We start from the raw sequence: 19,012 nt of genomic DNA on the forward strand, positions 1-19,012 counted from the left end.
AGTAGCGCCCGAATGGGACGGCCGGATGGTACCCGCGTGCCATCCGGCCTTTCCGTGCCCTGAATTCGAAATGGATACACATGAAGAGACCGATATGGCCCGCCGTGGCAGTGGCTGCGACGATCATGTTGCTCGCACCCGCGCCGTCCCTCGCCCAGGACGGACCCGACGGAACCCAGATCACCTCCAAGGTCGACCCGCCGCTCTACGACGAGGTCGCCGACAGCGGAAAGATCCGGGTGAACGTCGTCACCGAGACCCGTGGCCAGCTCGACCAGGCGGCCGCGGCCGGTGAGACGCTGCAGACCCTGAGCACGCTCCCGGTCGTGACGCTGCGGGTCGACCGCGCGGGGCTGGACGCACTCGCCGCCCAGGAAGGGGTCGTCTCCGTCACCGAGGACGTCCCCGTCCCGCCCGAGCTGGACGAGAGCACGTCCCTCGTCAAGGCGGACAAGGTCACCGCTGGCGGATACGACGGCGCCGGTCAGGCGATCGCGGTCCTCGACACCGGTGTGGCCGTCCACCACCCCTTCCTCAAGGACCGGGTGATCGCCGAAGCGTGCTTCTCGGTCAACGACCCCGCCTACGGCGCCACCAGCCTGTGCCCCGACGGCAGCGCGGTACAGGAAGGCCCGGGGGCGGCCGACGCCGAGGCCGGGGCCTGCGCGGTGATCGCCGGGTGCGACCACGGCACCCACGTCGCCGGCATAGCCGCCGGCAACGGCCGGGACGTGGCCGGGGCCCCGAAGCAGGGCGTCGCGCCCGGTGCCGGCATCGTCGCCATGCAAGTGTTCTCCAAGTTCAACTCGCCGGAACTCTGCGGCCCGAGCTCACCGTGCGTGCTCAGCTTCGCCTCCTCCCAGCTCGCCGCCCTGGAGAAGGTCCTGGCGCTGAAGCAGGGCGGAATGCCGATCGCCGCCGCGAACCTGAGCCTGGGATCGGGACGCTACTCCAGCGCGTGCACCAACGACGTCCGCAAGAAGGTGATCGACGGCCTGTACGCCGCCGGTGTCGCCACCGTCGTGGCGGCCGGGAACAACGGCTACACCAACGCCGTCAGCGCCCCCGGCTGCGTCCCGTCGGCCGTCACCGTCGGATCGACCACGGACGCCGACCAGGTGTCCTCGTTCAGCAACCGCGGCCCGCTGCTGGACGTCTTCGCACCGGGCTCCGGCATCGTCTCCTCCGTTCCGGGAGGGCAGTACGCCTCCAAGAACGGCACCTCCATGGCCGCCCCGCACGTCGCCGGCGCGATCGCCGTGCTCCGCCAGGCACACGGGGAGGAGAGCCTGGACAACCTGCTCGCCCTGCTGAAGTCGAAGGGCAAGCCGGTCTCCTACACGGGGGCCACCACCCCGCGCATCGATCTCGCCACGACGTTCGAGACGGGCGAGCCGGAGCCCGCTCCGGCGGCCAGGCCGCGGTCGGCCGAGGTCGGGAACGACACCGACTACGCCATTCCCGCCCTGGGCCAGGTCACGTCCCCGATCGTGGTGAACGGCGTGGGCAACCGGGCCTCGGGCGCCCTGCAGGTCTGGGTCGACCTCACCCACCAGCGCCGCAACGACCTCCGTCTCGACCTGATCGACCCGGCGGGCAAGGCCCACCGGCTGTGGGTCGGCAGCACGGGACCGGGCGACATCAAGCAGTTCTACGGAGTGGACGCCTCGTCCTCTCCCGCGGACGGCACGTGGACCCTGAAGGTCCAGGACGGCGTCGCCGGGAACGCGGGCACGCTGCGGAACTGGTCGCTCGCCTTCCCGGTGCCGGAGAACCGGACCGTGACGCAGATCCCCGACGGTGGCTCCGTCGAGCTGCCGGTGTCGGCTCCCGGACTCGTCGGGTACGCGCCCTCCGAGGTGAACGTGTACGTGGACCTCACCCACGAGTGGCGGGGCGACGTCAGGCTCGACCTGATCGCCCCGGACGGCAGGGAATACCCGGTCAAGCCGTCCGAGATCGCACAGCGCGGTGGCGACCTCAAGGCCCTGTACCCCGTGACGATCGGCCTCTCCGAGGTGAACGCCCCGTGGAAGCTGCGCGTGAGTGACGTGGTGACGGGATCGACCGGGACGGTCAACGGCTGGGCCCTGGTGTTCTAGCGCCCCGGCCGTCTCACGAGCGGGCGGCGTCCTCGTACACCCCGAGCAGGGTGTCCAGGACCGCGTCCATCGAGAAGGAGGACGCCGCCAGTTCGCGGGCCGCTGCCGACGCCGCCGCGTTCCGCGACGGCTCCAGGAGGGCCAGGACCGCCTCCGAGACGCCCTCCGGGCCCGGGTCCACCGCGAGGCCCGCGCCCGAGGCCGCGATGTCGCGGGCCAGGCCGTTGGAGTGGGTGACCACCGTCGGGACGCCCACCGCCAGGGCCTCCAGGACCGACATGGGGAAGGGCTCGTCCACCGACGGGAGGACGTAGACGTGGGCGCGGCGGAGTTCTGTCAGGACCTCCGGGGCCGAGAGGGCGCCGGGGACGGTGAAGCGGTCCGTCAGGCCCAGCGCGGTGACGCGGGCCCGGACGGCGGCCAGTTCGCCCTCGTCCGGGCCCGCCACCACGAACTGCGCGTCCGGGTGGACCGCCAGCACCGCCGGGGCGGCGTCCACGAAGTCCACCGGGCGCTTGCGGGCCTGGAGGCGGGCCGAGTACAGGATGCGCGGCGGGCCGCTCAGGGGCGGGCGCTCCTCCTGGGACGGGGTGCCGTTCACCAGGCGGACCGCCTGCGCGAGCGGCGGGGTGCCGACCACCGCGTCCAGGCCCGTGCGCTCGTGCGGGGTCAGGTGGAGGACCGCGTCCGCGCCGCGCAGCAGGCGGCGTACCGCGACCGCGTCCAGGACCTTCGCGAGGAGCTTCTCGCTCGGGTCCACCATGCCGTGGGTCTGGAGGACCAGCGGCCTGCCCGCGCGCAGGGCCGCCAGGGCGAGGGGGAGGGTGACCAGGTCGCGGGCCAGATGGACGTGGACCACGTCCGCGTCCCGGACCAGGCGCGACGCCGAGGCCAGCAGGGCCGGCGAGGTCATCCCGCTGAACCCGAGCGGCAGGAGGCGGCGGGCCGGGAACAGCTTCGCTGGAACCCCCTCCACCGACGCCGGCCAGGGATCGAACCCCTCGCCGAGGGCCACCAGACGGGCCTCGTGACCGCGCTCCCGCAGCCCCTTGGCCAGGTTCAGGGCCACCCGCACCGGGCCGCCGAAGGCGTGCGAGGGGGAGTGGAGGGTGACGGCGTGCAGGATCTTCACTTGGGCTCCTCCACCGGGCGGCGGCCGCCGTCCTGGGTCTGCAGGGTCAGGGCGGGCAGGTCCTTGTGGACCACCGAACCGGCTCCGGCGACCGCGCAGCGGCCCACCGTCACCCCCGCCAGCACCGTCGCCCGCACGGCCACCCACGCGCCGTCCTCGACGGTGATCGGGGCGTTGTGGTAGCGGAAGTCAGCGGCCCGGTGGTCGTGCGAGCCGGTGCACAGCATCGACTCCTGCGACAGGCACACGTGCGAACCGATCGTCACCGGCTCCAGGTTGAGCAGCCAGGCCCCCTCGCCGATCCACGTGTGGTCCCCGACCTTCAGCTTCCACGGCCAGAGCACCCGCACCCGGTGCCGGATCAGCACCCCCTCGCCGATCTCCGCCCCGAACGCCCGCAGCAGCGCCACGCGCAGCCGGGCCGGGCAGAACCACGACATGAACAGGGTGTTCATCACCGCGAACCACAGGGCCTGCGCCAACAGCCGCCGCCCCTTGTCGTATCCGGCCAGCGTGAAGGCAGGAAGATTGCGCACCGGTCGTCGCCCCCGTCGTCCCACGCGCCTCCCCTGGCGCGGAACGCTCAGACTAGACTGCGCGCGGATCACGCACATGGGGTGGGGGCAACGGTGGCTACGGACATACGCACACCCAATGTGAGAGCGACCCCGCCCCCGCCCGAGGACGAGGCCCAATGGGGACGGGTCACCACCCCGCGCACCCTGCTCTCCCGCGCCCTGTCCGTGCCGCTCGCGCTCGGCTTCACCGTCTTCCTGCCGGTGTTCGTCGCCGCCCAGTCCGGCGACGGACAGGAAGACGCCGCGTTCTGGCTCCAGCTGGTCCTCACCATGTACTCCGGCGCCCGCCTCTCCGCCATGGTGCTGACCAGCCGCCGCAAGCTGCTCCAGGGGTCGTTCTGGCTCTTCGTCTACATGGCGATGGGCGTGGCGCCCCTCGCCCAGGCCGTGCTGGGCCGGGTCCCGACCCCCGTCGTCGGCCCGCGCTCCGACCTCACCCTCGCCATCGGGCTGGTGCTCCTCGGCTGCACGGCCTTCGACGTCGGCGTGCTCCTGGCCCGCCATCGGCCGGCGGGCCGCGCGGGCGGGTCCACGAAGGAACCCCGCCCCCTCATGGCACACCGGCGCAGGCTCCAACTCCTCACCGCCGTCGCCTTCGTGTGCAGCGCCGCGTTCATCGTCAAACTCGGCGGCCCCGCCGTCTTCTTCTCCAGCCGCCAGGAGATCATCGCCGGCATCCAGGACGCGGGCGTCTCCAACGGCGACGGCCAGGCCGGCCAGGCCCTGCTGCGCGGCTTCGGCACCGTGCCGGCGCTGCTCGCCATGCTGCTGTACACGCGGTGGCTGATCACCTCGACGTACGCCCGCCGCAAGGTGTCGGTCATCGTCACCTGGGCGGCGCTCATCGCCCTCAACCTCGTCGTCAACAACCCGATCTCGAACCCGCGCTACTGGTTCCTGACGGTCATGTTCGCGATGCTGTTCACGCTCTTCCCGGTCAGCGCCGCCATGTACCGCGTCGCCCTGTCCATGGCCGTGGTCGTCGCCCTCCTCGTCTTCCCCTTCGCGGACCGCTTCCGCTACGACGAGAAGAACTACAAGCCCGTCGAGACGACCTCGTTCCTGGAGCCGATGGCGCTCAAGGACTACGACCAGATCGGCATGTTCGCGAACACCATCACCTTCGCCGACTCCGGTCCCGGCCACTCCTACGGCCGCCAGCTCGCCGGCTCCGTCTTCTTCGCGGTACCCCGCTCGGCGTGGCCCGGCAAGCCGCGCGACACGGGGGTGATGGTCGGCCAGTGGATGGGCACGGTCAACACCAACCTCTCCTCCCCGATCTGGGCCGAGCTGTGGCTGGACTTCGGCCCCCTCGGCATGGGCGCCGGCCTGCTCGCCCTCGGCTACGCCGCCGCCCGCGTCGACCGCCGCTACGCCAAGCGCGCCACCCGCCGCTCACCGCCGGGCAGCCTGATCTCGGTGGTGGTGCCGCTCGTCGCCGGATACTCGTTCATCCTGCTGCGCGGCCCGCTCCTCCAGGCTTCGGGCCGCGTGGCCATCGCCGCGATGTGCCTCGCGCTGGTGGCGACGTACCGGACGGACAGGAACACCACCCTGAGGTAGGGGCGGGCGCCTTGGCTGACGCCGTCGCTCAGAAATCGCCGGGCGGCAGCGGGAGGGGCAGCCCGGGCAGGCCGTCGATGCTCTGCGCGATGTGTTCCTTCTTGGCGAAGTAGGCGCTCAGCGAGGCGTCGTCCTCGCGCGCGAACCGCTTGCCGTGCAGGTCGCGGTCCACGTCGTACGACATGAAGGGCACCCCGTAACCGCAGGAGTCCCGCACGAGTTCGGCCGTCACGACGATGATCGCGCGCAGTCCGTGCAGCGTCGGGTCGATGTCGGGGAAGTGCGCGAGCAGTTCCTTGAAACGCGGATCGTCCCGGAACACGGGCTCGCCCCGGCCGTGCACCCGGACGATGTTGGGCGGCCCCTGGAAGGCGCACCACATCACCGTGATCCGGCCGTTCTCCCGCAGGTGCGCGATGGTCTCGGCCGTGCTGCCGGCGAAGTCGAGGTAGGCGATCCGCTGCTCGTCGAGCACCGCGAAGGACCCGGAGAGCCCCTTGGGCGAGAGATTGACGGTGCCGTCACCGGTGAGGGGCGCGGTCGCGGTGAAAAACACGGGCTGCCGCTCTATGAACTCGCGCAGCCGGCCATCGATACGTTCGTAAGTCTTTCCCATGTCTAAGTATTATGTAAGGAAACCTTTCGCCTGTCTAACGACCCCCCTCTGGTTCGAGGGCCAGGGGGCGGTAGCCCGCCGAGCGGTGCCGGAGCAGCTGCCCGGGACCGGGCAGTGACGGGGTCGCAGTCGGGCGGTCTCAGGGAGGGGTTGGGGCTTTCCCGTCAGTCTCATCGTCCTTCCGTGTCGGGCCGGCCTGTCAAGGGCGCTCCTTCGTCGCGTCGCTGCGCGATGGCCTTCGGCCACCCTTGACAGACCGTCCCGCCACGGAAAAACGAAGACTGCCGGGAAACCCCCAAAGGAACGGGACGGATGTTCATAGGACATGCGGCGGACTCAGCGACCCTTCGGGGTCGTCGGGGGCCGCCACACCGGGCATCCGGGCCGACATGAGTGACATCCGGGGCCGCCCTCCGCATCAGATCGCTACGCGCTCCTCCCGTCTCGGCGTCCGCCGCCCGTCTGGGCTCGCTGCATGCAGGAGAGGACGATCAGGACGACATTCGGGCTCCCCGGCGCCCCAGATCGCTACGCGCTCCTCTTTTCTCGGCGTCCAGGGGTGGTCGTGGGCTGGGATGCCCTGCCACTCGTCGTCTGGTGCGGTCAGAGAGCCAAGACGGCCGCCGGACGCTGAGGAATGAGGAGCGCGTAGCGATCTGGGGCGCCCACGGCCCCGGATGACGATCCCGTCGTCCTTTGGTGCAGGCAGCGAGCCCAGGCGGCCGCCGGACGCTAAGCCGGGAGGAGCGCGTAGCGATCTGACGCGTACGTCGTCCCCGATTGCCCTCACGACGGGGCCGGATGGATGTCTGCCGGCCCCCGACGACCCCGGAGGGTCCCTGATCCGGCCGGATGTCTCATGTACATCCGTCCCGTTTCTTTGGGGGTTTCCCGGCAGTCTTCGTTTTTCCGTGGCGGGACGGTCTGTCAAGGGTCGCCGCAGGCGATCGCGTAGCGACGCGACGAAGGAGCGCCCTTGACAGGCCGGCCCGACGCGGAAGGACGATGAGACTGACGGGAAAGCCCCAACCGGTCCATGAGACCGCCCGGCTGAGGCCCCGCCCTCCCCGGTGCCGGTTAGCTGTTCGGTGCCGTCCAGCGGGGTCCGCCGCCGGCCCCCACCCCCCGCCTCAAGCCGACGCCGTGACCTCCCCCGGCCTCTCCGCCGGGAGCTGGAGGCGCCCCACCCGCAGCCACCCCGCCGTCGCCTTGGCCGCCGAGCCCGCCGCCAGGCCCCAGGCGGCGCCCGTGACGCCCCAGGCGGCGTAGCCGCCCAGGAGCAGGGCCACCGACAGGAGGGAGAAGACCACCTGGAGGGAGAGGGTGGCCTTGGGGTTCAGCACCCGCAGGGTCAGCAGCGCGCACGTCCCCAGGCCCATCACCGCGTACTGGGCGCCCGTCGCGGGCAGCAGGGCGGAGGCCGCCGACCAGGTGTCGCCCAGCAGGCGTCGGCCCAGCCCGTCCGGCAGGGCGTACAGGACCGCCGCCCAGCCGGCGCCGAGGACCGCGAGGGCGGCGCCCAGCAGGGCGGTCAGCCGGACCACGCCCCGCTTGCCGGACGCCCGGCCCAGGAGGGGCGGGCCGAAGGCGTTGGCCGAGTTGAACAGCACGTTCAGCGGCCCGAACAGGGTCGTCGCCCCGCGCAGCGCGCCCACCGCCAGCGGGGTCGCGAAGGCGCCCAGCCCGAGCACCGCGAGCTGGCTGGAGCCGTTGCCGACGGCGAACTCGACCACGAACCGCTGCCCGAGGTGTCCGCGCCGCAGGTACGGCCGTATGTCCGCGCGGGCGCCGCGGACGTACGGGCGCAGCAGCCACAGGCCGAGCCCCAGCGCGGGCAGCGCGGACAGCCCCCACACCAGCACCAGCCGTCCCGCCGAAGCCCCGTGCGGCTGCACCGCCAGCGCCGCGACCACGCACACCAGCCGCAGCGCGTCCGCGGCCAGCGCCCGCTCGGGCACCCGCAGGGCGGAGAAGCAGTACCGCAGGCCGTCCTGGACGAGGACCAGCGGCAGGACGGCGCCCAGCGCGAGGAAGGCCCACCCGGCGTTCCCGGGGACGACCAGGGCCGCGACCGCGAGCAGCAGCCCGGCCGCGCCCGCCGCCCCGGCGGTGAACAGCACCGACGAGCGGCACACCGCCCCCAGCCGTCCGCCCGCCTCCTTCTCCAGCACCACGGTCTGCCCGACGTAGGCCATGTTCAGTCCGAGGAGCACGGTGAAGGCCACGTACACCATCGAGAAGTCGGCGAAGCCCGACGCCGAGGACAGCCGGGCGGCCAGGACCAGCACCAGGATGTTGGTGGCGCTGGAGGCGGCCTGGTCCAGGACCGAGGCGACGGCGGCGAGGCCCCGCCGGCTCACCGCCGGCCCGTGCGGACCGTGCGCAGGGCCACGGTGTCGCCGCCGTCACCCGGAAGCCGTCCGTCGGCCGTGTCGGCGGCGGGCGCCTGCGGCGTGGACGCCGGAGCGGCGGTGGAGGAGGTGTCCCGCTTCGACTTCTGGCCCGGCAGCGGGGAGTGCAGCACCGCGCCCAGCACGGTCCCGCCGGCCCCGCTGATCAGCTCGCGGATCCGGGCCAGGTCGCTGCGGTGCACCGCGCGCGGGTCGCAGACGACGAGGACCCCGTCGACGCGGTCGACGAGGGCGAGCGCGTCGGCGTACGAGAGCACCGGCGGGGCGAGCACGACGACGGTGGAGTTGGGGGAGTCGGCCTCGGAGATCAGCCGGGTCGCGCGCGGGGAGGTCAGGGCGCGGGCCACGTTGCGCACGCGGTCGCCCGGGATCAGGTCGAAGGCGCCCGACTCCCCGGCGTCCACCACCAGCTGGCGCCCGTCCGGCCAGTCGGACTCCCCGGTTCCGCCGCCGAGGCCGCCGCCGAGCAGGCCCGCGCCGCCCGTGCCGCCCGGCATCTGGCTCCAGCGCGGCCGCCCGGCGCCGTCCGTCGGCAGCTGGCTGGCCAGCACCGGCGTGCGCAGGTCGGCTTCGATGAGCAGCACGTCCTTGCCGGTCTCGGCGAAGGACGCGGCCAGGTTCACGGCCACCGCGGCGGCCGTCTCGCTGCTGCCGCGCGGGGCGACGACCAGCAGCCGGCGCCGGTCGGCGAAGCGGGAGTCGTAGGCCAGCCGGAAGGCCACCGAGCGGTACTCCTCGGCGAGGCGCGGATCGGCCTCGCCGGCCGCGAGGAGCGGGCCGCCGCCCGTCTTGTCCCGGGGCAGGGAGCCGAGGACGGGTGCGCGCAGGGCCCGGGCCACGTCGCCCTCGGAGCGCGGCGCCGGGTCGAAGACCAGCCGCACCCAGGCGGCGAGCAGGCCGAGGGCCAGGCCGGTGGCCGCGCCGAGCGCGAGCGACATGGGGATGCCCGGGCCGTCGGGGGCGGTGGGCGGGGCCGCCGGGCTGGTGATCCGGCCCGGGGTCATGTCCAGGGCCTGGAGCTTGGTGATGTTGTTGTTGAGGGTGTTGACCTTGCTCTGGAGGTCGGTCTTCGAGCCCAACGCGGCGTCACGGGCCGCGCCCGCCGGCATGCTGTTGACCTGCTTGGCCAGGTCGTCGAGCTGCTTGGCGACCGGGTCGCGCTGGTCCTCGTACCCCTTGACCATCTTGTCGCGGGTGACGTCGAGGGCTTCCTGCCGCTTGAACAGGTAGGCGTCGGCCATGGCGTTGGCCCGCTTGGCGGCCTCCTTGGGGGAGGCGGAGGTGTAGGTGAAGCGGAGGACCATCGTCTGCGGCGGGTTGGTCACCTGGAGGCCGCCGCGCAGTGCGGTCGCGTCCTTGGCGGGGAGCCCGAGCTTCTTCGCCGCCTGCTCGGCTATGGAGCTGGAGAGGGCGACCTGCCGCTCGGAGCCGATGTTGATCGCCTTGTCGGGCGCCAGGCTCGGGTTGAACGGGTCGTCGGTGGGGGCGCGCAGCACCACGTCCGCGACGGACACGTAGGTGTCGGCGGTGGAGACGCCGAGGTAGACGCCGCCCAGCAGGCCTACGGCCAGGCCGGCGCCGAGGAGCCGGCGGTAGCGCAGGAGCTGCTTGAACTGGTCCCTGAGGAGGTCCGGTTCGTCCTCGGGCGGGGCCGCTGCCGGGCGGTTCGTCTCGGTCACGACTGGGGACCCCCAAGTGCTTCGTCGATCAGTGCGTCGATGCGGGCCAGGCCCGCTTCGCGGCTCAGTTGGGCCGCCACGTGGACGGGTCCGGCCGCGCCCAGCGCGTCCGCGCGCGCGGGGTCCTCGGCCAGGGCCCGGACGGCCCCCAGCAGGGCCTCGGGGTCCTCCGGCGGTACGAGCACCCCCGCGCCCGAACGTTCCACCTCCTGGGCGGTCCCGCCCTGTGCCGCGACGGAGGCGACGACGGGCCGGCCGGCCTGGAAGTAGGAGGTGAGCTTGGACGGCACGCTCATGTCGAGCACGGCCGCGTGCTGCGTGACCGCGAGCACGTCCGCCGCGGCGAGGATATCCGGGAACTCTCCGTCGCCGGCAGGGGGGATGATGTCGAGGTTGGGGACGTCGGAGGCGAGGGCGGCCAGGGCCGCGCGCCGGCTTCCGTCGCCCATCAGCACGAAGCGGACGCGGGGGTCGAGGCGGGCGGCGCCGACGAGGACTTCGAGGCCCTGCTTGAGGCCCATGTTCCCGGAGTGCAGGACCACGGTCTGGTCCGGCGCCCAGCCCAGGTGCCGCCTGGTCTCGCCGCGCGGCTTGCTGGGCACGGGCACGTGCGACCAGTTGGGCACCACGCGGATCCGCTTCGGGTCCACGCCCATGCCGACGACCCGGTCCACGAACGTCTCGTGGATGACGCCGACCAGAGTGGCCCGCTTCAGGGCGTACGCCTCCGCCCGCCCGGCCAGCGCGGCCGCCTTGTCGCCGCCGCTGATCCCGCTCTGCGCGGCCGCGGCCCCCATCAGGTCCTGGACCACCGGGACGAAGGGGACCTTCCAGCGGGCGGCGAGCCGCGCGGCGAGCACGCCGCCGGCCAGGCTGGGCATCTGGGCCATCACCGCGTGCGGGCGCGGCATCCGGGGCGGGGCGACGGCACCGTGCAGCAGAATCGATCCTTCGAACAGGGCCCGCTTCACGGCGGTCTGCTGCGCCGGGACGGTGTGCGCGCGCCGGTGCACGGTGACCCCCGCGCGCCGCTCCGTGCGCCGCAGCGCCCCCTTGTACTCGGGTTCGAGGGACCAGGCCGGGTAGTGCGGCATGCCCGCCAGGACGTGGGTGTCATGACCGGCACCCGCCCAGTGCTCGGCTATCTGGGTGGCGTACGGGCCTATGCCCGCGTGCTCGGGGGCGTAGTTGGTGGAAACCAGCAACAGCCGCCGGTGGCCGGATGTGGACACTGAACGTCCCCTTCTCCCCTGGATGATGCGCACGTCACCCTATGCGTTCACCGTCGGGCGGTGGAACGTGCGCGCTATTGTCTGCTGATTGCGCCGCACCGGGGGGTGCGGCCCGTGGGGGGTAACTGATGACGGAGCACCACATGTCCGATGCCGCGCCGTCCGCGCGCCGGCCGTACCGGGTCGGCTACGCCCCCGGTGCCTACGACCTGTTCCACATAGGCCACCTCAACATCCTGCGCCACGCCCGCAGCCAGTGCGACTACCTGGTGGCCGGCGTGGTCTCGGACGAGATGGCCGAACTGGCCAAGGGCCGACGCCCGATGATCCCGCTCGTCGAGCGGCTGGAGATCGTCCGCAGCGTCAAGTACGTGGACGCGGCCTTCGTCGAGACGGTCCCGGACAAGGTGGAGACCTGGCGGCAGGTCCGCTTCGACGTCATCTTCAAGGGCGACGACTGGCGGGGCACCCCCAAGGGGGAGAAGCTGGAGCGGGACTTCGCCGCCCACGGGGTCGACGTCGTCTACTTCCCCTACACGGTGCACACCTCCAGCACCCAGCTGCGCCGGGCCCTGGACGCCCTCGCCCAGCCGCAGCCCGTGCCCCTGCACCAGCCGCTGGCCGAGCCCCTCACCGCCGAACGGCGCTGAGCTCCCGGAACCACTTCGCCAGGAACGCCAGCAGGAACAGCACGGCGACCGCGCCCAGCCCCGCGTACGCCCAGCGGAACAGCGCCCCGCCGCCCAGCAGCAGGAACACCAGGCAGAACACGCCGTAGTCCACGGGCAGCAGCGCCACCGCGCGCAGGGTCGACGGTGCCGCGGCGGGGCTCCCCGGGGCCGCCTTCGGCTTGAGCTTCTCGGTGAGCAGCCCGCCGAAGAGGGTCACCACGGCGGCGAACTGGAACACCAGCGGCACCAGCAGCCAGCCGTCCGCCGCCGTGCCGTACGCGTCGGGGAAGCGGAAGAAGGCGATGAGCACGCAGGAGTGGAGCGCGGTCAGCTTGGCGGCGTCCACGACGTGGTCCAGCCACTCGCCCGCCGCGCTGCCGCCCCCGCGCAGCCGGGCCAGCTGACCGTCGGCGGAGTCGAAGGCGAAGCCGACGGCGAGCGCGGCCCACACGGCCACCCCCAGCCCCCACGAGGGCGCGGCCAGCGCGACCGCGGCCACGGCGGCGAAGCTGAACCCGGCGCTGACCAGCGTCACCTGGTTCGGGGTCAGCCCCAGCGCGTAGGAGCCGGCGGCCAGGTACCGTCCGGCGGGCCGGTTGACGAACCGGGAGTAGAGCGACACGCCCTTCGCCGACTTCTGCGCCCCGCGCAGCTCCCGCAGCGCCGTCCCCACCCTCGACATGCGTACTCCCGTTCGTGTGCCCGTGTGTGCGTATGTTCACCGAAAGGGCACATCATCGCAGGGCGAACGGGCTGCGCGAACGGGCTGCGCGAACGGGCTGCGCGAACGGGCTGCGCGAACGGGCTGCGCGAACAGGCTGGGCGGACGCACCTCCCTCAGCCCGCCACCCGCAGCAGCAGCACCGACCGCGCCGGCACCGTCAGCGGCTGCCCGCCCCGGTACCGCGTGCCCGGGGCGCTCTCCTGCTCCTCCCGCGAGGTGTCCAGGACGAGCTCGTACTCCCCGGCCCACGGCGGACCCGGCAGCACCCACTCCACCGGCCGGTCCCCGGAGTGCAGCAGCGCCAGGAAGCTCTCGTCCGTCACCTGCCGTCCCCGCTCGTCCCGCCCGGGGATGTCCCGGCCCGACAGGTACAGCCCCACCGCGGCCGCCGGCGCGTACCAGTCCCGCTCCGTCATCTCGTCCCCCGCCGGGGTGAACCAGGCCAGGTCCCGCAGCCCGTCCGAGCCCTGCGCCCGCCCCGAGAAGAACGCCCGCCGGCGCAGCACCGGATGGGCCCGGCGCAGCGCGACCAGCCGCCGGACCAGTGCGAACAGCCCGCTCCACGCCGGATCCTCCAGCAGCGACCAGTCCACCCACCCCGTCTCGTTGTCCTGGCAGTACGCGTTGTTGTTGCCGCCCTGGGTCCGCCCGAACTCGTCCCCCGCCACCAGCATCGGCACGCCCGTCGACAGCAGCAGCGTGGTCAGCAGGTTGCGCAGCTGCCGCCGCCGCAGCGCGGCGATCCGCCCGTCGTCCGTCTCGCCCTCGGCGCCGCAGTTCCACGACCGGTTGTCGTTGGTCCCGTCCCGGTTGGCCTCGCCGTTCGCCTCGTTGTGCTTGCGCTCGTACGACACCAGGTCCCGCAGGGTGAAGCCGTCGTGCGCCGTCACGAAGTTCACCGAGGCGTATGGCCGCCGCCCGCCCCACGCGTACAGGTCGCTCGACCCCGAGAGCCGGTACCCGAGGTCCCGCACGTCCGGCAGCGCGCCCCGCCAGAAGTCCCGGACGGCGTCCCGGTAGCGGTCGTTCCATTCGGTCCACAGCGGCGGGAACGCCCCGACCTGGTAGCCGCCCGAGCCCACGTCCCACGGCTCCGCGATCAGCTTCACCCGCCGCAGCACCGGGTCCTGGGCGATCACCGCGAGGAACGGGGAGAGCATGTCCACGTCGTGCATGGAGCGGGCCAGCGCCGCCGCCAGGTCGAAGCGGAAGCCGTCCACTCCCATCTCCGTGACCCAGTAGCGCAGCGAGTCGGTGATCAGCCGCAGCACGTGCGGCCGGCCGGCGTGCAGGGTGTTCCCGCAGCCCGTGTAGTCGGCGTAGCGGCGCTGGTCGGACTGGAGCCGGTAGTAGCCCCGGTTGTCCACGCCGCGCAGCGACAGCGTCGGGCCCAGCTCCCCGGCCTCCGCCGTGTGGTTGTAGACCACGTCGAGGATGACCTCGATCCCGGCCGCGTGCAGCGCCCGCACCATCCGCTTGAACTCGCCCACCTGCTGCCCCGCCGTCCCGCTGGCGGAGTACCCGGCGTGCGGGGCGAAGTAGCCGACCGAGTTGTAGCCCCAGTAGTTGCGCAGCCCCCGCCGCAGCAGGTGGTCCTCGTGCGCGAACTGGTGCACCGGCAGCAGCTCCACCGCCGTCACCCCCAGCCGCACCAGGTGCTCCACCGCCGCCGGGTGCGCCAGCCCCGCGTAGGTGCCGCGGAGCTCCGGCGGAACACCCGGATGGCGCATGGTGAACCCGCGCACGTGCAGCTCGTAGATCACCGAATCGGCCCAGGGCGTCTTCGGCCGGACGTCGTCCGCCCAGTCGTCGTCATCGTGGACGACGACCCCCTTCGGGACGAACGGCGCCGAGTCCCGGTCGTCGCGCACGGTGTCCGCGATGTACTGCTGCGGCCAGTCCCGGACGTGCCCGTACACCTCCGGGGGCAGCGAGAAGTCCCCGTCCACGGCGCGCGCGTACGGGTCCAGCAGCAGCTTCGCCGGGTTGTACCGGGCCCCCGTCCAGGGGTCCCAGCGCCCGTGCACCCGGAACCCGTACCGCTGCCCGGGCCGCACGCCGGGCAGGAACCCGTGCCAGATCTCGTGCGTCAGCTCGGCCAGGGTGCAGCGGGTCTCCGTGCCCAGGGCGTCGAACAGGCACAGCTCCACCGCCTCCGCGCCGGGCGCCCACAGCGCGAAGTTCGTGCCCGCGACCCCGCCCGGGCCCACGTGGAAGCGGGCTCCCAGCGGGTGCGAGGACCCGGGCCACACCGGCGGCCCCGGGTGCGCGGCCGCCCGTAACACGCGGGCCTGGACCCGCTCCCGTACGGCGTCCATGTCGGGACCGCCCCGCGGGGCGGCCTCGGTGGTATCGCTGGCGGCGGTATCCACCGCCTCTTGCTCGGCTGCGCTCGACACTGCCCGCCTCCACGGCTCCTGGGTACCGGCGGGGGAGAGCGGCCCGGCGTCCCGGCCAGGGCCCGCCCCCGTCTGGTCCTTCACACTGTTCTGCCCTGACTGCCGTACCCGGAACGTGTCCGGCCCTCACGTTTCCCCCGGAGGGCCCCCGTCGTTGGACGGGGCGTGACACTTCTGACGAGGCGGGCAGGGGCGGGGATGGCCGCCGTGGCGGTGTGGGCGGGACTGCTGGGCGGGCTCACCGGCTGCACCGGGGACGGCACCTCCCCGGTCGAGGTGCAGCTGCCCGGCAAACCCCGCTCGCCCGACGAGGCCATCCGCATCACCCCCGACGACAACGCCAAGGGGGTCCCCGCCGATGGCCCGCTGCGGGTCGCCGTCCCCGAGGGCCGGCTGGAGCGGGTGGTCGTCACCAAGGTGGAGGACGCGCAGCAGGAGCAGGTCCCCGGGTCCATCGCCGCCGACGGGCTCAGCTGGAGCCCCGACCCGGAGGCCGGGCGGCTCGCGCTCGCCGCCAAGTACACCGTCGACGCCGTCGCCCTCGACGGGCACAACCGGCGCCAGGCCCGCCACACCACCTTCACCACCTACGTCCCCGAGGAGCGGTTCATCGGCTACTTCAAGCCCGAGAACCGCTCCACCGTCGGCACCGGCATGATCGTCTCCTTCAACTTCAGCAGGGCCGTCAAGAACCGCGCCGAAGTCCAGCGGGCCATCACCGTCACCTCCGAACCGGCCGTGCCCGTCGTCGGCCACTGGTTCGGATCCGAGCGCCTGGACTTCCGGCCCAAGGAGTACTGGAAGGCCGGCACCCAGGTCACCGTGAAGATGAAACTCCGTGACGTCGAGGGCGCGCCGGGGGCGTACGGGATCCAGGACAAGACCATCAGGTTCACCATCGGCCGCTCCCAGGTCTCCACGGTCGACGCGGCCGCGCACACCATGGAGGTCCGGCGCGGCGGCGAGCTGCTGTCCACCATCCCCATCAGCGCCGGGGCGCCGAAGAACACCACCTACAACGGCAAGATGGTGGTGATGGAGATGTTCGACGTCACCCGGATGAACGGGGCCACCGTCGGCTTCACCAGCGAGGACGGCAAGGGCGAGTACGACATCCCCGACGTCCCCCACGCCATCAGGCTCACCGCCTCCGGCACCTTCCTGCACGGCAACTACTGGGCCGCCCCCGACACCTTCGGCACCACCAACACCAGCCACGGCTGCGTGGGCCTGCGCGACGACAAGGGCGGCGGCTCGGACACCCCGGCGGGCTGGTTCTTCGACCGGACCCTGATCGGGGACGTGGTGGAGGTGGTGAACTCCCAGGACAAGACCGTGGCCCCGAACAACGGACTGGGCGGCTGGAACATGTCCTGGGCCGACTGGGTCGCGGGGTCCGCCGTCGGCTGACCCGCGCTGCAATCGAGTGATCGTCAGACCGGAATGACGTAGCCGGGGAGTGTCTTCCGTCCGCCACGCCGGGCCCCGCCCGCAGCCTGGCAGGGCCATCAGCGCAGGCGATGGCCCGATCACCTGGACGGAGCGTCATGTCAGCAAGGAACTGGACCCTCGGGCTGGCCGTGGGAGCCGTACTCGCGGCCACCGCCGGGGCCCCCTCCGCCCTCGCGGCGGGCCCCGGCACCGCCCCGCCGGCGGCCCGCGCCCTGAGGGCCCCGCTGCCCGGCGGCCTCGGTCCCTGCATCCCCGGCGGCACCGCCCCGGGCCAGGGCTGCCCGCCGTCCTGGCCCGACCCGAACAACGGGCCCTTCACCGGCCGGGACAACGGCATCAACCTCTTCGTCGGCGGGGACATGCAGGTCCGCCGGGGCGCCGCCGAGGCCGAGGGCAAGGTCGTGGTCCTGGGCGACTTCGACATGAACAAGTCCGCGGGCGGCGGCGTCTACAACGTGGGCATCGCGGGCGTCGGCTCCCGGGTCCCCCCTGCCGACGGCTCGGACTTCCTGACCACCGGCGACGACGTGAGCGTCGCCGCCGGCCAGCGGCTCCTCGCCGACGGCGGCGTCGTCCGCTACGGGGGCACCCTCACCGGTACGGTGACCGGCACCCTCACCCACGACGTGAACGCCGCCGCCCCCTACACCGCGCTGCGCGGGCAGCTCACCGCCGCGAGCACCTGCTACGCCTACCCGCAGGGCACCCCGCGCGCCGCGACCGGCCGGGCCGTGTGGAGCACGCAGGAGACCGTCTTCACCGGGGACGGCGCGTCCATGCTCCAGGTCTTCAACGTGGACTTCGACCTCGCGGGCCCCGGGACCGGCCAGCAGAGCATCCGCTTCGCGGGCATCCCGGCCGGCGCCACCGTCCTGGTCAACGTCACCGGCGAGGCCCGCACGCTGCGCGTCAACAACGTCATGCTGCCGCCCGGGCTGCGCGAGCGGCTGCTGTGGAACTTCCCCGACGCCCGCGCCGTCGGCCTCGCCGGCTCCGCCCAGCTCGGCGGCAGCGTCCTCATCGGCCAGGACGCCTCCCTCGCCACGGTCTCCGTCATCGGGATGAACGGCCGCTTCTTCACCGCCGGCAACGTCACCCACACCAGCCCCACCGAGACCACGGGACTCGGCGCCGAGTTCCACGCCTACCCCTTCGACGGCGACCTGCCGGAATGCGCCCCCAACCCGCCGGTCACCGGGCGGATCTCCGTGCTGAAGACCGACGACGAGGGCCGGCCCCTGGCGGGCGCCCGCTTCGAGCTGTGGCGCGAGAGCAACGGCGTCCCGGGCCTGCAGGCCGACGGCGCGAACGCCGACACCCTGGTGACCGACTGCACCACCCCCGCCGACGGCACCTGCACCCGTGAGGAGGAGCTCGGCACCTACTACTGGCGGGAGACGGCCGCGCCCTCCGGCTACGAACGGCCGGCCAACCCGGTCTTCCCGCTGGTCCTGACGCGGGAGAACGCCGAGCGGGGCGTACGGGCCACCGCCCTGAACCGCCGCACCACGCCTCCCGAGCCCAGCGCCCGGGTGGTGCTGCGCAAGGTGGACCTGGAGAGCGGCGATCCCGTGCCGGGCGGCCGCTTCGAGCTGTGGCGCGAGACCAACGGCGTGCCCGACCTCCAGACGGCCGGCCAGGACCCGGACACCCGGCTCGGCGGGGTGTGCGTGACGGACACCCAGGGCAGCTGCACGGTGGAACTGCCGGTCGGCGAGCGCTACTACTGGCGCGAGGTCGGCGTGCCCGACGGCTACGAGCGGCCCGCCGACCCGGTCACCGCCTTCGACCTGGACGAGGACGACGTCGCGCAGGGCCTCGTCGTGACCATCCGCAACCAGCGCAGGGACGTCGAGCACCCCGGCTCCATCCGGGTCGTGAAGAAGGACGCCAAGACCCGCAAGCCGCTGGGCGGGGCCGTGTTCCAGCTGTGGAAGGAGACCAACAACACCGAGGGCCTGCAGACCTCGGGCCAGTACCCCGACGAGCGCGTCGGTGAGCCCTGCACCACCGGCGGGAACGGGGCCTGTGAGTTCGACGGGCTCGTCCCGGGCTCGTACTACCTCCTGGAGACGGCGGCCCCCGAGGGCTACGCCCTGCCCGCCGACCACGTCACGGGGCCGCTGCGGGTCGAGGGCGGCGCCGATGAGGAGATCGTCGTCCCGGTCCTCAACAAGCGGGACAAGCACGGCAAGCCGGACCACCACAAGCCCGGCCACGACAAGCCCGGCCACGACAAGCCCGGCCACGGGAAGCCCGGTCACGAGGAGCCGGGTCACGAGGAGCCCGGGCACGGTGAGCACGGAGACCACGACGGCCCGGGCCACGACAAGCCGGGTCACGACGGTCACGGCCTCCCGGGCCTCGGCGGTGACTGGCCCGCCACCCGCGGCCGCGACTGACGCCCGCCCGGCCGTCCCGGCCGCGCGTCAGTTGGGACGGAACGGTGACAT

Annotated in this window: 13 protein-coding genes; 5 read left to right on the top strand and 8 right to left on the bottom strand. The window is 73.0% G+C overall.

Going from position 1 to position 19,012, the window contains the following annotated elements; all coding sequences use genetic code 11:
• Positions 1 to 125: 125 nt before the first annotated feature.
• Positions 126 to 2,102: a S8 family serine peptidase gene (locus ACZ5NJ_RS29830; RefSeq protein WP_468768806.1), complete on the top strand. Its 1,977-nt coding sequence runs from the start codon at positions 126 to 128 to the stop codon at positions 2,100 to 2,102.
• A 13-nt stretch (positions 2,103 to 2,115) separates the two neighbouring features.
• Here the strand turns inward: ACZ5NJ_RS29830 and ACZ5NJ_RS29835 are convergent, their stop codons facing one another.
• Together ACZ5NJ_RS29835 and ACZ5NJ_RS29840 are read right to left on the bottom strand one after the other, a co-directional pair.
• Positions 2,116 to 3,234, bottom strand: a complete 1,119-nt coding sequence (locus ACZ5NJ_RS29835; protein ID WP_468768807.1) for a glycosyltransferase — start codon at positions 3,232 to 3,234, stop codon at positions 2,116 to 2,118.
• On the bottom strand, positions 3,231 to 3,770 hold the full coding sequence (locus ACZ5NJ_RS29840; protein ID WP_468768808.1) for a WcaF family extracellular polysaccharide biosynthesis acetyltransferase: 540 nt from the start codon (positions 3,768 to 3,770) through the stop codon (positions 3,231 to 3,233). Before ACZ5NJ_RS29840 ends, ACZ5NJ_RS29835 begins: the two co-directional genes overlap by 4 nt.
• 120 nt (positions 3,771 to 3,890) lie before the next feature.
• On the opposite strand from ACZ5NJ_RS29840, the gene ACZ5NJ_RS29845 reads away from it, so the two are divergent.
• Positions 3,891 to 5,375 carry a hypothetical protein gene (locus ACZ5NJ_RS29845; RefSeq protein ID WP_468768810.1) on the top strand — a complete coding sequence of 495 codons (1,485 nt, stop codon included), beginning with the start codon at positions 3,891 to 3,893 and terminating at the stop codon, positions 5,373 to 5,375.
• Between the two features lie 28 nt (positions 5,376 to 5,403).
• Here ACZ5NJ_RS29845 and ACZ5NJ_RS29850 read toward each other — a convergent pair whose 3' ends face one another.
• From ACZ5NJ_RS29850 to ACZ5NJ_RS29865, 4 genes are all read right to left on the bottom strand, one after another.
• The gene (locus ACZ5NJ_RS29850) at positions 5,404 to 5,991 is read right to left on the bottom strand and encodes a pyridoxamine 5'-phosphate oxidase family protein (protein WP_468768812.1); all 588 of its coding nucleotides are present in this window, start codon (positions 5,989 to 5,991) and stop codon (positions 5,404 to 5,406) included.
• A gap of 1,130 nt (positions 5,992 to 7,121) precedes the next feature.
• Positions 7,122 to 8,351, bottom strand: coding sequence for an MATE family efflux transporter (locus ACZ5NJ_RS29855; RefSeq protein WP_468768813.1), 1,230 nt, complete (start codon positions 8,349 to 8,351; stop codon positions 7,122 to 7,124).
• Positions 8,348 to 10,081, bottom strand: coding sequence for a lipopolysaccharide biosynthesis protein (locus tag ACZ5NJ_RS29860; RefSeq protein ID WP_468768814.1), 1,734 nt, complete (start codon positions 10,079 to 10,081; stop codon positions 8,348 to 8,350). Before ACZ5NJ_RS29860 ends, ACZ5NJ_RS29855 begins: the two co-directional genes overlap by 4 nt.
• On the bottom strand, positions 10,078 to 11,283 hold the full coding sequence (locus ACZ5NJ_RS29865) for a glycosyltransferase family 4 protein (RefSeq protein ID WP_468768853.1): 1,206 nt from the start codon (positions 11,281 to 11,283) through the stop codon (positions 10,078 to 10,080). The genes ACZ5NJ_RS29860 and ACZ5NJ_RS29865 overlap by 4 nt, the downstream gene beginning before the upstream one ends.
• 158 nt (positions 11,284 to 11,441) lie before the next feature.
• Here ACZ5NJ_RS29865 and ACZ5NJ_RS29870 point away from each other — a divergent pair, with 158 nt between their 5' ends.
• Entirely contained in the window at positions 11,442 to 11,963 is a 522-nt protein-coding gene (locus tag ACZ5NJ_RS29870; RefSeq protein ID WP_468768815.1) for an FAD synthase family protein, read from the top strand.
• Here ACZ5NJ_RS29870 and ACZ5NJ_RS29875 read toward each other — a convergent pair.
• Together ACZ5NJ_RS29875 and glgX are read right to left on the bottom strand one after the other, a co-directional pair.
• On the bottom strand, positions 11,944 to 12,666 hold the full coding sequence (locus ACZ5NJ_RS29875) for a CDP-alcohol phosphatidyltransferase family protein (protein ID WP_468768817.1): 723 nt from the start codon (positions 12,664 to 12,666) through the stop codon (positions 11,944 to 11,946). The genes ACZ5NJ_RS29870 and ACZ5NJ_RS29875 overlap by 20 nt on opposite strands.
• Before the next feature lie 155 nt (positions 12,667 to 12,821).
• Positions 12,822 to 15,026: a glycogen debranching protein GlgX gene (gene glgX / locus ACZ5NJ_RS29880; RefSeq protein ID WP_468768854.1), complete on the bottom strand. Its 2,205-nt coding sequence runs from the start codon at positions 15,024 to 15,026 to the stop codon at positions 12,822 to 12,824.
• A 279-nt stretch (positions 15,027 to 15,305) separates the two neighbouring features.
• On the opposite strand from glgX, the gene ACZ5NJ_RS29885 reads away from it, so the two are divergent.
• Together ACZ5NJ_RS29885 and ACZ5NJ_RS29890 are read left to right on the top strand one after the other, a co-directional pair.
• Positions 15,306 to 16,517, top strand: coding sequence for a L,D-transpeptidase (locus ACZ5NJ_RS29885; protein WP_468768819.1), 1,212 nt, complete (start codon positions 15,306 to 15,308; stop codon positions 16,515 to 16,517).
• A gap of 137 nt (positions 16,518 to 16,654) precedes the next feature.
• Positions 16,655 to 18,961, top strand: a complete 2,307-nt coding sequence (locus ACZ5NJ_RS29890; RefSeq protein WP_468768820.1) for a choice-of-anchor A family protein — start codon at positions 16,655 to 16,657, stop codon at positions 18,959 to 18,961.
• The last annotated feature ends 51 nt before the right edge of the window (positions 18,962 to 19,012 follow it).

The sequence above is a fragment of the Streptomyces sp. NPDC032091 genome (genome assembly GCF_055580265.1).

What these genes read in the sequence shown, in the direction of transcription:
- ACZ5NJ_RS29830 (WP_468768806.1), top strand. Translation starts at nt 126, where the DNA reads ATGTTGCTCGCACCCGCGCCGTCCCTCGCCCAGGACGGACCCGACGGA.
- ACZ5NJ_RS29875 (WP_468768817.1), bottom strand. Translation starts at nt 12,666, where the DNA reads ATGTCGAGGGTGGGGACGGCGCTGCGGGAGCTGCGCGGGGCGCAGAAG.
- ACZ5NJ_RS29870 (WP_468768815.1), top strand. Translation starts at nt 11,442, where the DNA reads ATGACGGAGCACCACATGTCCGATGCCGCGCCGTCCGCGCGCCGGCCG.
- glgX (WP_468768854.1), bottom strand. Translation starts at nt 15,026, where the DNA reads ATGGACGCCGTACGGGAGCGGGTCCAGGCCCGCGTGTTACGGGCGGCC.
- ACZ5NJ_RS29885 (WP_468768819.1), top strand. Translation starts at nt 15,306, where the DNA reads ATGGCCGCCGTGGCGGTGTGGGCGGGACTGCTGGGCGGGCTCACCGGC.
- ACZ5NJ_RS29890 (WP_468768820.1), top strand. Translation starts at nt 16,655, where the DNA reads ATGTCAGCAAGGAACTGGACCCTCGGGCTGGCCGTGGGAGCCGTACTC.
- ACZ5NJ_RS29850 (WP_468768812.1), bottom strand. Translation starts at nt 5,991, where the DNA reads ATGGGAAAGACTTACGAACGTATCGATGGCCGGCTGCGCGAGTTCATA.